The organism is Achromobacter sp. Marseille-Q0513 (genome assembly GCF_018195695.1).
In the GTDB taxonomy this organism is placed as follows: Bacteria; Pseudomonadota; Gammaproteobacteria; order Burkholderiales; family Burkholderiaceae_B; genus Achromobacter.
In genome coordinates, this window is sequence record NZ_JAGTJY010000171.1 from 1 (window position 1) to 13,703 (window position 13,703).

Below are 13,703 nucleotides of genomic sequence, written 5' to 3' on the forward strand. Positions count from 1 at the left end.
CCTTTCCCCAGATCCTGCTGGCCGCCGCGCTGACCGCCGCCGCCGGCGCCGCGCAGGCTCAGCCCGCCTCGGCCACCGGCTCGCGCGCGCAGACGCCGGCGCCCGCCGCGCCGGCGCTGACGCCCAAGCGCAGCTTCGACGACACGCCGCCGCCCGCCGCCACCGCCGATCCGGTCGTCATCATGCCGACGGCGGAAGACACCAAGGCCTGCCTGGACAAGCTGCGCAAGGGCGCCACGGCCAACGGCCTGACGCTGGCCGACTGGGACAAGTACACCGCCGGCGCCAAGCTGCTGCCGACCACGGTGTCCTCGGCCAAGGGCCAGCCCGAAGGCCGCGAGAGCTGGTGGGACTACATCGCCAAGACGGTCGACGACGAGCGCGTGGCCGACGGCAAGATGATGATGAAGAAGGTCGGCTCGCAGCTGAACACCATCGCCCAGCAGTACCAGGTCGATCCGGCCACGCTGGTCGCCATCTTCGGCATCGAGACCAACTACGGCCGCCAGATCGGCAAGACCAATGTGCTGAACGCCTGGCTCACGCGCGCCTGCACCGAGAACAAGCCGCTGTGGGAAAAGAACGCCTACGCCTCGGTGCGCCTGCTGCGCGACGGCGTGGTGCCCGCCGACAACTTCGTCGGCTCCTGGAGCGGAGCCTTCGGCATGACGCAGTTCATCCCGACCTCGTTCTATGAGCTGGCCGCCGATGGCGACGGCGATGGCCGCATCGACCTGTACAACTCGCTGCCGGACGCGCTGGCGTCCACCGCCAACCACCTGCGCAAGCGCCGCGCCAAGTGGACGATGGGCCTGCCGGCCGTGGTGGAGGTGCGCCTGCCCGTCGACCTGTCCGCCACCATCCCGCCGGAGCCGGATGCCGAGTACGTGGGCTCGAAGGAGCGCCGCACGATCGCGCAATGGGCCCAGGCCGGCGTGAAGCAGGGCAACGGCGCCGCGCTCAAGCTGTCCTCGGGCGAAGGCGAGCAGGCCTATCTGTTCGCGCCGACCGGCTCGCACGGTCCGGTGTTCCTGGCCACCGTCAATTTCGACGCCATCCTGCACTACAACCAGTCGCGCCGCTACGCGCTGGCCGTGGCGCTGCTGCTCAACCGCCTGCAGGATCGCCCGGGCCTGGCCACGCCGTGGCCGACCGATGATCCCGGCCTGTCGCGCGCGCAGATCAAGGAACTGCAGGACATGTTGTACGACTTCGGCCACGACGTCGGCGTGCCCGACGGCATCCCCGGCGCCAAGACCCGCGAGGCCGTGCGCGCCGAGCAGGAGCGCCGCAACCTGCCGCAGGACGGCCGCGTGGGCAAGCGCATCTACGACGCGGTCAAGGCCTCGTGGCCGCCGCTGGCCGCGCCGGCGCGTCCGCCGAGCCAGCCCAGCCAACAATGAGCCGGGTGTCGGGCACCCAGGGCTATGGCGAGCACGCCATGGTCCTGGCCGAGCGCTACGAGAGCATCAGCTTTGCCGACGTGCACGCCGAAGTGGCCCACCTGATCCCGCCAGCGCCGGCCCGCATCGCGGACATCGGCGCCGGCTCGGGCCGCGACGCCGCGGCGCTGGCGCGCATGGGCCACCAGGTGATCGCGGTTGAACCCACCGCCGAGCTGCGCGCCGAAGGCCAGCGCCGCCATGACGTGCCGGGACTGGCGTGGAGCGATGACGCCTTGCCCGGCCTGGACGGCCTGCGGGCGCGCGGCGAGCGCTATGACCTGATCATGCTGACGGCGGTCTGGATGCATCTGGACGAAGACGAGCGCGCCGCCGGCATGGCCAGCCTGGCCGCGCTGCTGGCGCCGGAAGGCCAGATCCTGATGACGCTGCGCCACGGCCCCGTGCCGCCGGGCCGCCGCATGTTCGACGTGTCGGCCGCCGAAACCATCGCGCTGGCCGCGCGCCACGGGCTGTCCAGCCATCATCTGGGCACGCGCGGGGACATGCTGGATCGCGGCGACGTGCGCTGGAGCATGCTGGGGCTGCGGCGAGGATAGGGCGCCGCATCCCCGCGAGTCGCCGCGGACCCGTCATCGCCGCGGCGACGAGGCGTCAGCGGGCGAGAAAGACATCGGCCGCAGCGGCGTGGACGACATCGGCCAGGCTGGCATGGCCATGAACATTGGGGTGCATGGTGCCGAAGTAGCCGCCGTTGCGCGAGTCCGTCTGTGTCAACGCGGCATCGTTGCCGGTACGGACGAAGCGCCGGGCATAGGCGTACGGACGCCAGCAGGCGGGATTCGCGGCCGTGATGCCGTCGCACCGCCAGGCGGAAGCGTCTTGCTCGGAGGCATGCGAGGGCAGCGACAGCGGGGGATCCGTCTCGGCCGGATTGCACCATCCCCTGTCGGTGAACACACCGTTCATGTCGGCAAGGGTCCACCGTGCCGCGCTGGCGAAACTGCGGATCTTGGCATTCAGCTCCTTTACTGGGTTCTCGCTGACGATGCGAGCTTCATCCTGCAGCACGTTGAATTCCCAGGACCCGGCGGCAGAGCCCTTCACCAGGCCCGGAGCGCGCAAGGTCAGTGCCATCCAGGGGCCATGCGGGTTATAGCCGCCGTCGTCGCCGCAGTATTGCTTGTTCGACATGATCAGAGGGTCCGGATAGGACGACAGCACGAAGCGCCGGGCCTCGCCGGGTTCAAGGGATTCCGCGTCTTTTCCCATCAGGCCGACGGCGAGCGCCTGCGCCATGTACGTCAGCCGCTGGTCCAGTTGTCTGAGCAAATGTACGTCATAAGGATCTCCGCAGCCGCCAGCCTTGGCCTTTTCCGGGCAGACGACCTTGCCTTTCTTGGCCAGGCCCTGGATCACGTCTAGTCGGTACTTGCTGGGTGCTACAGCCCAGGCGACCAATTGAGCAAAGCCTATGTCGTTGCCGCTGATGTTCACCAGTACCAGGTCGGGCTTCCTGAACTCTCCGGCGCATATGGCGATATCCAGTCCGTGACGCCGCAGCACCTCGGTGCGGTACTTCTGCTTGTGTACTTGCGCCTGTAGCTTCACCTCTTGCGGGTTCTTGCCGGAATACGGGATGGCATGGCCGTCGCATAGGTCCTTTACGGCCGCAGTCAATTGGCTTAGTCGCGCCGAGCAGGCGAGGGTCTTCTCGTCCAGAAAGACGGATTCTTCTGTCGGCCGTCTCCGATATATGCAGTTCGGGTCCGCTCCAGCCTGTTCTTCCTGCCGCACCAGCAAGCCGTCAAGAATCTCCGCGCCGGAACACGCGTAGTGCAGATACGTGACCAGCGTGTCGGGACTGGCTGCCGCGAGCTTCAAGGCCGCCAGCGTCTGGTGGCTCCAGAAGGAACGGTGGCACTCGACGTTCCACCAGCGTGCTTCCGATTTCACGCCCGACGATATCCAGTTCAATCCGTCCTTTCGTACGTCCCTGGGAATCCAGGCGGTAGGGACGTCGGGGTTGCCTTCCCCGGAGGCATAGGAGTCTCCGAGCGCGACGATGGTTTTGTGCCGTACCGTGATCGTCCGTGACACCGGCGTGGCGGCGCCCTCTTTCAGGACGTCGATGGTGCTGGCCGTCTCGAGCGGAACGTCCACGATCCGGAACGGCTCGGCACAAGGCACGGGTTGCGAATAGCGGCTCTGCGCGCCCACGCGCCAGCGGCATTGGGCATCTTTCCCTGCATCATTCAGCCAGGCGCGGATGACGGTATGGGTGGGTTGCGCATAGTCCTGCTCGTAGTGCCCGCCCTTGTCATTCCAGGGAGACCTGGCGCTACCGTCGATGAAGGCGGCATAGGGTGACGCGCTGTTGGTCCGTTGCATCGCGCCTTTCAGCCAGCTCGACAGCGTGGCGTCCTGATCCGGCGTCCAGGCCTGCATCGCGGCCGCGGGATCCGGCAGCCAGCCGAACGGCCCGAACGAGGCTTCGACCTTCCAGCCGATCGGCGAATCACCTGGAACGGGAGAGGACGCGCCCGCGTGGGTATTGCTCGTGAGAACGGCAAGGCCAAGCAGAATGATGGACAAGCGCATGCACCGCTCCTTGAAACCTGTCGTGAGGCGTTCGTGGGTAGGAGATCGAATGTCTTTGGCGGAAAGATCCATTGCGAGTCGGGCGCGTCAAGCCCGCAATGCAACCGCCCGAGTGTTTTGAATTTTATTGAGATAATTTTATTTGTAAACAAATGTCGTCATGATGACGCCGGAGCGCGGCGGCATGGGTCAATAACGCGCATATTGCTTTGTGTACTCTTGCGGCTCCAGAATTTGTATTGCCAATCTGTCGAGTCGTCTGAAACGCCTGGTTTGAACATGTCGATGTTGGAAAGTGCCTTGCCCGACACCTTCGTCACCGAACGCCTGCGCGCCACGCGCATGGCCGAGACGCACGGTCCTTTCGTGGCCGCCATGCACGCCGACGTGGCGCTCATGGCCACCATGGGCGGCACGCGCGACGCGGCGGCCAGCCGGCGCTATCTGTTGCAGAACACCGAGCACTGGTCCCGGCATGGTTTCGGCATGTATGTGCTGAATGATCGCCGCAGCGGCGCGCTGGTCGGGCGCGCCGGACTCAAGCGGATCGCGTCCGAGGCCGGGGCCCATGATGGGGCGTTCGCGGCGGAGATCGCCTACGCCTTCGTGCCTTCAGCCTGGGGCCTGGGTTACGCCGGGGAGATAGCCCGCGCGCTCGTGGCCATGGGATTCGGCTTGCTGGAACTGCCGGGCATGATGGCGACCGTGCTTGCGTCGAACGGCGCCTCGCGCCGCGTGCTGGAGAAAGCCGGCCTGCGCTGCGCGGGCCAGGCGCCTTCCGCCACGGGTGAACCCAAGCTGCGCTATGAGCTGGATCGGGCGCAATGGCAGGCCGGGCAGCCTGTCGCAACGGGCTCGGACCGCTGCGGCATGCCTGGCGGCGCCGCGCCGGAGCGCTAACATTCCACAATGAACACCCGCGCCGTTCCCCCGATCGACCAGGACCCGCCGCCCGTTCCTCCCGTGGCGCCCGCGCCCGAGGAATGCTGCAACAGCGGCTGTATTCCCTGTGTGTACGACCTCTACAACGAGGCGATGGACCGCTACCGCGACGAGCTGAAGGCCTGGAAGGCGCGTCATCCGGAGACCTAGAGTCCTGTCCCGTGGAGGCGTGCGGGCGCATCCGCGGGGCAGCGCAGCCGCATCGGGCCGCGAGGGCGCGGCGCGTCCTTGCGCAAGACTGCCGGCGGGTCTCAGCCCGCCAGCTTCATGTGGATGATGGGGAAGGGCTGGCCGGCCTCGTCGTGTTCCGAGCGGCCGATGTCGACGAAGCCGTAGTGCCGGTAGAAGCCGATGGCTTGCGGGTTCTGTTCGTTCACGTCGACCTGCAGCCAGCCGTGCAGCGAGAGCGCGAAGTTCAGCAGGCGCCGTCCGGCGCCCTTGCCGCGCTTGTTGGCGTCCACGAACAGCATGTCCACCTTGTTGCCCTTCAGGCCGATGAAGCCGGCGATCTCGCCGGCCTCGTCCTCACAGACCCAGACCCGCACGGCGGGCAGGCGGACGTTGAGCACCTGCGGGTACAGCGCCTGGATGTCCTTTTCGGTCAGGAAGGCGTGGGTGGCGCGGACGGATCTGAGCCAGATGTCCACCAGGGCCAGATCGTCGCCGTGGTTGCGTTCTCGGATGTTCATTTTCTTATTGATTCTGTGTGTCGGGCGCCGGCCGGTCGGCGCCGTGTCGCGTGTCGCTAGAGTCCTGAACGATAGATGTCGGTCGCCGCCAGCACGGTTTCCATCTGGACAGTATGCGCGAAAACGTAGCGGTCGCCGTAGACGGTTTCATCCGGAAACTCCGAGATCAGCGCCATGGGCAATTCCTCGCGGTCCGTTTCCGTGACCTGCACCGGGATGCCGTTCATCACCGCGAATCCGGTTTCGAGCGCATGCGCGCGGAACAGTTCCAGCTGCCGCGCATTGAACTCCACCAGTCCGGGCACGTTGCGGGCCAGCCGCGCCGTGACGCCCTCGATCAGCCGGCGCGCGCGCTCGCCCCAGCCGGGGTGGTGGCGCAGCACCAGGAAAAAGCCCTTCGGGATGGTCCACAGCTCGAAATGGCGCGGCAGGTAGCCCGACATGGGGCGCGTCCATTCGTGCGCGGGATAGCCGTGCAGGTTGATGTGCAGCTGGGCCCCGCTGATGGCGTGCGCCTGGTGGCGGCCGTCGCGCTCGAAGAACGGCGCGCGCTCGCGATAGGCGATGTCGTCGCCCAGCGCGCTGTAGCGCGAGGCGTGGAGCATGTGGTGCGGATGCTGCTCGCGCAGGCGCGCGAACAGCGCGTAGCCGTCCGGATTCTCGGCGGCGATCAGCGCGAAATGGCCCTTGCCGCTGGCGGCCAGCGCCTGCGCCGCGCGCAGCGCGCCGACCACGCCGGAGGTTTCGTTGGCGTGCTGGGCGCCGGAAATGAAGACGGCGGGGCCGGGGCCGCGCAGGTAGGTGCCCAGCACCGGCCGGCCCTGGCGCGAGGTGGCCTGGAACGTGTCGCCGCCCAGGGCCGCCATGCAGCCGGCGATCTGCGCCGCCGACAGCGGCTCGCGCGCCTGCGCCAGCGGGAAGCCGGGCACGGCGGGCGTGACCGGCGATATGGGCGTGAAGGCTTCGACCGAGATGCGCACGTGCGCGGCGCCGTCGTGGCGGCGCACGTCGGGGATGATCTGGCCGGGCTGCAGGCCGCGGTCGCCGGGCGGACGGCCGGAATGCTGCTGGAAGTGTTCCAGCAGCGAGAAGTACAGGTCCTCGTGCAGCGCCTCGTAGGTGCTGACGATTTCCTCGTCGACCGGCAGCGCGAAGTCGATGCCGGGCAGGTCGACGCGGATCTCCAGGCGCTCGAAATACGGTTCGTGAGCGCCCCAGGCATGGTTGCGCACCGCGTCCATGGCGGCGCGGAACGCCAGTTGGTATTCGGTGGCCTGGGCCGCGTCGACGCGGGTCTCGCCGGCGGCGTCGCGCACCCGCAGCCAGCCGGTGGGCGACAGCTCGGCCACGCCGTCCGGCGCGTGGCCGAGCTGGTTGGGCGCGAACACGCGCGACCGGATCTCGCGGCCATCGGCGTAGCGCAGGTCGACGTCATAGTGCAGATCGGACGCGCCGGGCTGCAGGCTCACGCGCACGCCGTTCAGCAGGGCGACCAGCGGATAGGCCTCCAGCGTGAAGCGCTTGGCCTGGGCGTGTTCGTGCAGGGGATAGCGAATCTCGGCGGCGACCAGGCCGTCGCGCTCGACCTCTTCCAGGAAGTAATGCAGCAGCGGCTTGTAGGCGCTGCGAAAGCGCGCCTGCACGCCGGCCTGGGCCAGGCGGGCCTCGGCGGCGCGGCGCGCCTGGGCGTCCTCGAACAGCCAGCCCTCGAGGTGCGCGCCGCGCCAGGCCGGCGCCATGTAGGCGTGGGTCCAGGCGTCCAGCGTGCGGTCGAATGTTTTGTCCAGCAATGACATGCGTGTGTTCCTTGGAGGCCTAGGCCTTGCCGGTGGGATCGAGGCGGTCGCGCAGCCAGTCGCCCAGCAGGTTCAGGCCCAGCACCGTCAGCATGATGGCCAGACCGGGGAAGACGCTGACCCACCATGCGGTCTGCATGTAGGTGCGGCCGTCGGCAAGCATACCGCCCCAGCTCGGGATCATGGGATCCACGCCCAGGCCCAGGAAGGTCAGGCTGCTTTCCAGCAGGATGTTGTTGGCGACGTTCAGCGTCATCAGGATGACCAGCGGGCCCAGCAGGTTGGGCACGATGTGGTGGCGGATCATGGCCAGGTCGCGCACGCCGAAGGCGCGCGCGGCCAGCACGAACTCGCGTTCGCGCAGCGCCAGCACCTGGGCGCGGACCAGCCGCGCGTACTGCACCCACTGCGAGATGATCATGAAGAAGATCACGTTGAACAGGCCGCCGCCCAGGATGGCGATGAAGGTGATGGCCACCAGGATGAAGGGCAGCGCCAGCTGCACGTCGGCGAAGCGCATCACGATCATGTCCCAGAAGCCACGGTAGTAGCCGGAGATCAGGCCCATGACGATGCCCAGCAGCGCGCCGCCCAGCACCGAGGCGAAGCCGACCAGCAGCGAGATCTTGCCGCCGACGATGACGCGGGCGAGCACGTCGCGGCCCAGCGGGTCGGTGCCGAAGGGGTGGGCCACGCTGGCGAAGGGCGCGGTCAGGCGGGCGGCCAGGTCCATGGACTCGCCGCCGTCGGGGAACAGCCAGCCCGAGGCCAGCACCAGGAGGATCATGACGCCGGTCAGGCAGGCGCCCAGCACGAACTCCAGCGAGCGGTAGCGGCTGCGCGGCTTGGCGGCCTTGGGGGCGGCGGTGGTGGTAGAGGTCTGCATGGGGTTCAGCGCGTGCGGATACGGGGATCGACGATGCCGTAGGCGATGTCGACGATCAGGTTGACCAGGACGATGACGGCGGCCAGCACGGTGACCGTGCCTTGCAGCACCGGATAGTCGCGGCCGGAGATGGCGTCGAACGCCAGCGTGCCCAGGCCGGGCCAGTTGAACACCATCTCGATGACCACGATGCCGCCGATCAGGCCGCCGAACTGCAGGCCCAGGTAGGTGATGAGCGGAATGGCGCAGTTGCGCAGCGCGTGCTTGTACAGCACCACGCGTTCCTTCAGGCCCTTGCTGCGGGCGACCATGATGTACTGCGCCGACAACGTTTCCAGCATGGTGGTGCGCACCAGGCGGATGTTGGTGGCGCTGAGGATGATGGCCATGGTCAGCGACGGCAGCACCAGGCTGGCCGGGCCGCTCCAGCCCGAGGGCGGCAGCAGCGGGAAGGTGATGGACAGCAGCAGCACCAGCATCAGCGCCAGCCAGAAGTTGGGGAACGACAGACCCACCAGCGACAGGATGCGGATGGCCTGGTCGGTGGGCTTGCCGCGCTTGATGGCGGCCTGGATGCCCAGCGGCAGCGAGATCAGGATCGAGGCGATCAGCGAGCTGAAGGCCAGCATCAGCGTGGCGGGCAGCGCGTCGCCGATCAGCTTGGCGACTGGGGTGCCGCCCATGAAGCTGCGGCCGAAGTCGCCGTGCAGCAGGCCCTGCATGTAGGACAGGTACTGTTCGTGGAACGGGCGGTTCAGGCCCAGCGCCTGGCGGATGTTGGCCAGGTCTTGCTCGGTGACGCTGCCCGAGCCCTGGCTGAGCATCAGCGCGGGGTCGCCGGTCAGGCGCACGGCATAGGAAACGAGCAGCGTGACGGCCACGATCACGAAGACCGCCTGCAGCACGCGTTTGATGAGAAATCCGGTCATAAGGCGCCGCCCCGGCTTGCGCCGGGGCGGGTCGGTGGGGTTAATGCTTCAAGTCAGCGCCAGGGCGGCGCTCAGTCAACCGAGGCGTCTAGGAAGCGGAAGCGGATGTCGCCGGGCACTTCCAGGTTCTTGACGCGCTTGTTCACGCCCACGATGGTGTTCAGGCTGTACAGCGGCAGCTCCAGGGCCTGGTCGGCCACGTAGCCGGCGATTTCCTGCAGCATGGCTTCGCGCTTCTTCACGTCGTAGACGGTGCGCTGGGCTTCCAGCATGGCGTTGAGCTTGGCGTCGTTGTCGTACGGGTTCCACTTCTGGCCCGTGTGGTACATCAGGTAGGCCGTGTTGTCGTAGTCGTAGGTCCAGCCGCCCCACTGGTTCTGCCACATCTCGCCGGTCTTGCCGCCGGGGATGATGTCGTTGAGCAGCACGCCGGTCTCATACGGCTTGATGGTGGCGCGCACGCCCACGGCCTGCAGGTAGCCCGACACGGCCTGGGCCACTTCGCGGAAGTTCGAGTCGCTGCCGCGCACGTCGATCTGCACGGTGGCGCCGGGCTTGACGCCGGCGGCGGCCAGTAGCTTCTTGGCTTCGGCGGGGTTGAAGGGCAGGGGCTTCTGCTCGGGGTTGTAGCCGAACGACTGCGGGCCCTGGAAGCTGGCGATGGTCTTGGCCTGGCCCAGCAGCAGCTGCTTGACGATGGCGTCGCGGTCCACGGCCATGATCAGCGCGCGGCGCACGTCGCGGTTGGTGGTGATGCCGTTCTTGGTGTTGTAGCGCAGGGCGAAGGCCACCGGTCCGCCGGTCGAGATGACGTCGGCGTTGCCGGACTTCTTCACGGTCTCGATCAGGCCCAGCGGGATCAGCGTGGCGATGTCGACGCGGCCGGCCTGCAGCTCGGCGACCTGGGTGCCGGGCTCGCCGATGAAGCGGTAGACCACCTTGTCCAGCTTGGGCTTGCCGCCCCAGTATTCGTCGTTGCGCGCCAGGGTCACGTTGACCTTGGGCTGGTAGCTCTCGAACTTGAACGGACCGGTGCCGACCGGGTGGGTGTTGAAGTTGTCCTCGCCCTTTTCCTGGATGTACTTGGGCGGCACGATCATGGCGCCGTAGCCGGCCAGCTTGGTCAGCAGCACCGGGTCCGGCTGCTTGAGGATGAAGTCGACGGTGTTCTCGTCCACGACCTTCACTTCGCCGATCGAGTCGTAGTTGGACTTCTGCGGACCCTTGGCGCCTTCCGCGCCCAGCAGGCGGTCGAAGGTGAACTTCACGGCATCGGCGTTGAAGGGCTCGCCGTTATGGAACTTGACGCCCTGGCGCAGCGTGAAGCGCAGGCGCTTGTTGTCGTCCAGGTATTCCCACTTGGTGGCCAGGCCGGGCTGCAGCTTCAGGTCGGCGCCGCGCATGGTCAGGCCGTCGTACAGGTTGCTGCCCACCGAGCCCCAGAAGGTCACGAAGGTGTCGATCGGGTCCCAGCTGCCCGGATCCTGGTTGATGGCCACGTTGAGCGTGCCGGCGGCGTGCGCGGCGGGCAGGGCGGCGCCCAGGGCCAGGGCCAGCGCGGTGGCGGAGAAGGTCTTGCTGAGGAAATGCATGGTCGCCTCCAGGGACGGGGAATGTGCTGACGTAAGGGAATCAGGCCGCGCGGGCGACCAGGTGGCCGGGCGCGAACTCGGCCAGGGGAATGATGGCCGGCTCGTCGCCGACGCGGCGCACCGGGCTGGGGATCTCGCCTTCGATCAGCGAGGTGTCGATGTGGCGGCCCGGCTCGGCCACCGGCACGGCGGCCAGCAGCTTGCGGGTGTAGGCGTGCTGCGGCGATTCGAAGATCTGGCGGCGCGTGCCCAGTTCCACGATCTGGCCCAGGTACAGCACCGCCACGCGGTGGCTGACCTTTTCCACCACCGCCATGTCGTGGGTGATGAACAGGTAGGACAGGCCGCGGTCCTTCTGCAGGTCCATCAGCAGGTTCAGGATCTGCGCCTGGATCGACACGTCCAGCGCCGACACCGATTCGTCGGCGATGATGAGCTTGGGGTTGCTGGCCAGCGCGCGCGCGATGCAGACGCGCTGGCGCTGGCCGCCCGAGAATTCATGCGGATAGCGGGCGGCGTGCTCGGGCTTCAGGCCCACCTGTTCCAGCAGCTCGCCGACGCGGCGCGCGATGGCGGCCTCGTCCGACAGCAGGCCGTGCGTGCGGATCGGCTCGGCGATGCTGAAGGCCACGGTCTTGCGCGGGTCCAGCGAGGCGTAGGGATCCTGGAAGATGTACTGGATCTCCTGGCGCAGCCGCTGGCGGCCGGCGCTGTCCATCGAGAAGATGTCCTGGCCGTTGTAGCGCACCGCGCCGCCGGTGGGCGCGATCAGCTGCTGCAGGGTCTTGCCGATGGTGGACTTGCCGCTGCCCGATTCGCCCACCAGCGCCAGCGTCTCGCCCGGATAGACGTCGAAGCTGACTTCCTCGACGGCGTGCACGCGGTGCGTGACGCGGCCGAACAGGTTGTGGCCCACGTCAAAGCGCGTGGTCAGCTTTTCCACGCGCAGCACCGGCTCGTCGTAGCGGGCGGTGTCCTGGTCGCGGGTCTCGCCCACTTCGCGCAGCTCGCCGTCCTCCAGCACGGTCTGCGGCGTGCGCAGCGGCAGGTCGCGGCCGGTCAGGCTGCCCAGGCGCGGCACGGCGGCCAGCAGGGCGCGGGTATAGGGGTGCTTGGGCGCGCGGAAGATTTCTTCCACCGTGCCCTGTTCGACCTTCTTGCCGCGCAGCATCACCACCACGTCGTCGGCCATCTCGGCCACCACGCCCATGTCATGGGTGATGAAGATCACGGCGGTGCCCAGGTCGCGCTGCAGGGCGCGCACGGTGTTCAGGATCTGCGCCTGGATGGTGACGTCCAGCGCGGTGGTCGGCTCGTCGGCGATCAACAGGCGCGGCTGGCAGGACAGGGCCATGGCGATCATCACGCGCTGGCGCATGCCGCCGGACAGTTGGTGCGGATAGCGGTCCAGCAACGCCTCGGCGTCGGGCAGGCGCACTTTTTCCAGCAGCGCGCGAGCGGCCTTGCGGGCGGCGCCGCGCGAGAGCTGCTGGTGCAGCATGATGGCCTCGATGATCTGGTCGCCGACCGTGAACACCGGGTTCAGCGAGGTCATCGGCTCCTGGAAGATCATGGCGATGTCGTTGCCGCGAATCGCGCGCATGCGCTCCTCGGACGCCTGCGCCAGGTCGATTTCCTGGCCGGCGCTGTCGCGGAACAGGATCTGGCCCGAGGCGATGCGGCCGCTGGTGTAGTCGGTCAGCCGCATGATGGCCATGGACGTGACCGACTTGCCCGAGCCGGACTCGCCGACGATGGCCAGCGTCTTGCCGGGACGCACGTCGAAGTCCAGGTTCTCGACCGCGCGGAACACGCCGTTGTCGGTATTGAAGTCGACCGATACGCCGCGCACGGACAGCAGCGGGGCGGCAGGGGAGGCAGTGGAGCTAGACAACGTGGAATCTCACAGCGAGGTGGCGGCGCGCGCGGCCTGGTCGTACAGGCCGGAAAGCGCGCGCAGGGTGTTGGCCAGCTGATGGCTGGCCTCGTCCGCGGCGGGCGAATCGATGTAGGGCTTGACCAGGCATTGCTCGCGCACCTCGGCATAGCGCCGGATCCCCGCGGCGCCTTCGTCGGTGGTGGAATAGATCACTTCCTTGCCGGTCTTGACGCCGCGCACCACGCCCAGCCGCTCCAGCTTCTTGAGCGAGTAGTTCACCAGGTGCGTGTCTTCGACATTGAGCGTGAAGCAGATGTCGGCCAGCTTCTTGCCGCGGCCGCGATGGAACACGTGGTTCAGGACCAGGATGTCCAGCGAGGTCAGCTCGGGCAGGCCGGCACAGGCCATGCAACGCACCATCCAGCGGTTGAAGGCGTGCGAGGCGATGATCAGGCCGAACTCCACCTCGGACAGCTCGGGGGAGGAAGAAGCGAGATGGGAGGAGGAAACGATGGCGTCCCGGCGGGAAGCAGGCATGGGGTACGGCGGACAACAAGGGATCAATGACAAAACGTTAGCGAATTATTAACGATTCGTTGCTGTCAGGGCATTCGGGATTACCCGGCTTCAGGGCTATGCGGCGCCCGGTCGGCTCATGCCGGCGCCGCCGTTGTGTCCGTCCATCTCCCGTCTTCCCACGCGAGCCGATGCGTGGGCCGCAGCGCCGCCAGGAAGGCCGCGTCGTGCGAGGCCACCGCCAGCGCGCCGGGATAGCCGGACAGCGCCGCCTCCAGCGCCTGCACCGATGCCAGGTCCAGATGATTGGTGGGTTCGTCCAGCAGCAGGAGTTGCGCCGGCTCCTGCCGCCACAGCGCGCAGGCCAGCGCCGCCTTGATCCTCTCGCCGCCGCTGAGGCGGGCCGCCGGCGCGTCCACCTGGGCGGGGCCCAGGCCCAGCAGGGCAAGCCGGCTGCGCAATTCGCCCGG

13 protein-coding genes are annotated in these 13,703 nt (G+C 67.8%); 4 read left to right on the top strand and 9 right to left on the bottom strand.

Annotated features, from left to right (window positions below):
* Together KDH83_RS24810 and KDH83_RS24815 are read left to right on the top strand one after the other, a co-directional pair.
* Nucleotides 1-1,403: lytic murein transglycosylase (locus KDH83_RS24810; protein WP_349291666.1), on the top strand; the 1,403-nt coding region annotated here is incomplete at its 5' end.
* Nucleotides 1,400-2,002, top strand: a complete 603-nt coding sequence (locus tag KDH83_RS24815; RefSeq protein ID WP_212320677.1) for a class I SAM-dependent methyltransferase — start codon at nt 1,400-1,402, stop codon at nt 2,000-2,002. The genes KDH83_RS24810 and KDH83_RS24815, both read left to right, overlap by 4 nt.
* Nucleotides 2,003-2,057: 55 nt before the next feature.
* Here the strand turns inward: KDH83_RS24815 and KDH83_RS24820 are convergent, their stop codons facing one another.
* Nucleotides 2,058-4,004, bottom strand: a complete 1,947-nt coding sequence (locus tag KDH83_RS24820) for a hypothetical protein (protein WP_212320678.1) — start codon at nt 4,002-4,004, stop codon at nt 2,058-2,060.
* A 300-nt stretch (nt 4,005-4,304) separates the two neighbouring features.
* On the opposite strand from KDH83_RS24820, the gene KDH83_RS24825 reads away from it, so the two are divergent.
* Together KDH83_RS24825 and KDH83_RS24830 are read left to right on the top strand one after the other, a co-directional pair.
* Nucleotides 4,305-4,904, top strand: coding sequence for a GNAT family N-acetyltransferase (locus KDH83_RS24825; RefSeq protein ID WP_249205335.1), 600 nt, complete (start codon nt 4,305-4,307; stop codon nt 4,902-4,904).
* 9 nt (nt 4,905-4,913) lie between these two features.
* A complete protein-coding gene (locus tag KDH83_RS24830; protein WP_212320679.1) occupies nt 4,914-5,096 on the top strand; it encodes an oxidoreductase-like domain-containing protein in 183 nt (60 codons plus the stop codon).
* A gap of 101 nt (nt 5,097-5,197) precedes the next feature.
* Here the strand turns inward: KDH83_RS24830 and KDH83_RS24835 are convergent, their stop codons facing one another.
* From KDH83_RS24835 to KDH83_RS24870, 8 genes are all read right to left on the bottom strand, one after another.
* On the bottom strand, nt 5,198-5,635 hold the full coding sequence (locus tag KDH83_RS24835) for an acetyltransferase (RefSeq protein WP_212320680.1): 438 nt from the start codon (nt 5,633-5,635) through the stop codon (nt 5,198-5,200).
* Nucleotides 5,636-5,691: 56 nt separating this feature from the next.
* The gene (locus tag KDH83_RS24840; protein ID WP_212320681.1) at nt 5,692-7,431 is read right to left on the bottom strand and encodes a peptidase M14; all 1,740 of its coding nucleotides are present in this window, start codon (nt 7,429-7,431) and stop codon (nt 5,692-5,694) included.
* Nucleotides 7,432-7,450: 19 nt separating this feature from the next.
* Nucleotides 7,451-8,317, bottom strand: a complete 867-nt coding sequence (locus KDH83_RS24845; protein ID WP_212320682.1) for an ABC transporter permease — start codon at nt 8,315-8,317, stop codon at nt 7,451-7,453.
* A 5-nt stretch (nt 8,318-8,322) separates the two neighbouring features.
* On the bottom strand, nt 8,323-9,246 hold the full coding sequence (locus KDH83_RS24850; protein ID WP_103273787.1) for an ABC transporter permease: 924 nt from the start codon (nt 9,244-9,246) through the stop codon (nt 8,323-8,325).
* A 71-nt stretch (nt 9,247-9,317) separates the two neighbouring features.
* Nucleotides 9,318-10,838: an ABC transporter substrate-binding protein gene (locus KDH83_RS24855; RefSeq protein WP_212320683.1), complete on the bottom strand. Its 1,521-nt coding sequence runs from the start codon at nt 10,836-10,838 to the stop codon at nt 9,318-9,320.
* A gap of 40 nt (nt 10,839-10,878) precedes the next feature.
* Complete coding sequence (locus tag KDH83_RS24860) at nt 10,879-12,732, bottom strand: dipeptide ABC transporter ATP-binding protein (RefSeq protein ID WP_249205336.1); 1,854 nt, start codon at nt 12,730-12,732, stop codon at nt 10,879-10,881.
* 9 nt (nt 12,733-12,741) lie between these two features.
* On the bottom strand, nt 12,742-13,254 hold the full coding sequence (locus tag KDH83_RS24865; protein ID WP_212320684.1) for a winged helix DNA-binding protein: 513 nt from the start codon (nt 13,252-13,254) through the stop codon (nt 12,742-12,744).
* A 116-nt stretch (nt 13,255-13,370) separates the two neighbouring features.
* A partial coding sequence (locus KDH83_RS24870) for an ATP-binding cassette domain-containing protein (RefSeq protein WP_212320685.1) occupies nt 13,371-13,703 on the bottom strand: 333 nt, incomplete at its 5' end.

What these genes read in the sequence shown, in the direction of transcription:
- KDH83_RS24815 (WP_212320677.1), top strand. Translation starts at nt 1,400, where the DNA reads ATGAGCCGGGTGTCGGGCACCCAGGGCTATGGCGAGCACGCCATGGTC.
- KDH83_RS24820 (WP_212320678.1), bottom strand. Translation starts at nt 4,004, where the DNA reads ATGCGCTTGTCCATCATTCTGCTTGGCCTTGCCGTTCTCACGAGCAAT.
- KDH83_RS24830 (WP_212320679.1), top strand. Translation starts at nt 4,914, where the DNA reads ATGAACACCCGCGCCGTTCCCCCGATCGACCAGGACCCGCCGCCCGTT.
- KDH83_RS24835 (WP_212320680.1), bottom strand. Translation starts at nt 5,635, where the DNA reads ATGAACATCCGAGAACGCAACCACGGCGACGATCTGGCCCTGGTGGAC.
- KDH83_RS24840 (WP_212320681.1), bottom strand. Translation starts at nt 7,431, where the DNA reads ATGTCATTGCTGGACAAAACATTCGACCGCACGCTGGACGCCTGGACC.
- KDH83_RS24845 (WP_212320682.1), bottom strand. Translation starts at nt 8,317, where the DNA reads ATGCAGACCTCTACCACCACCGCCGCCCCCAAGGCCGCCAAGCCGCGC.
- KDH83_RS24850 (WP_103273787.1), bottom strand. Translation starts at nt 9,246, where the DNA reads ATGACCGGATTTCTCATCAAACGCGTGCTGCAGGCGGTCTTCGTGATC.
- KDH83_RS24855 (WP_212320683.1), bottom strand. Translation starts at nt 10,838, where the DNA reads ATGCATTTCCTCAGCAAGACCTTCTCCGCCACCGCGCTGGCCCTGGCC.
- KDH83_RS24865 (WP_212320684.1), bottom strand. Translation starts at nt 13,254, where the DNA reads ATGCCTGCTTCCCGCCGGGACGCCATCGTTTCCTCCTCCCATCTCGCT.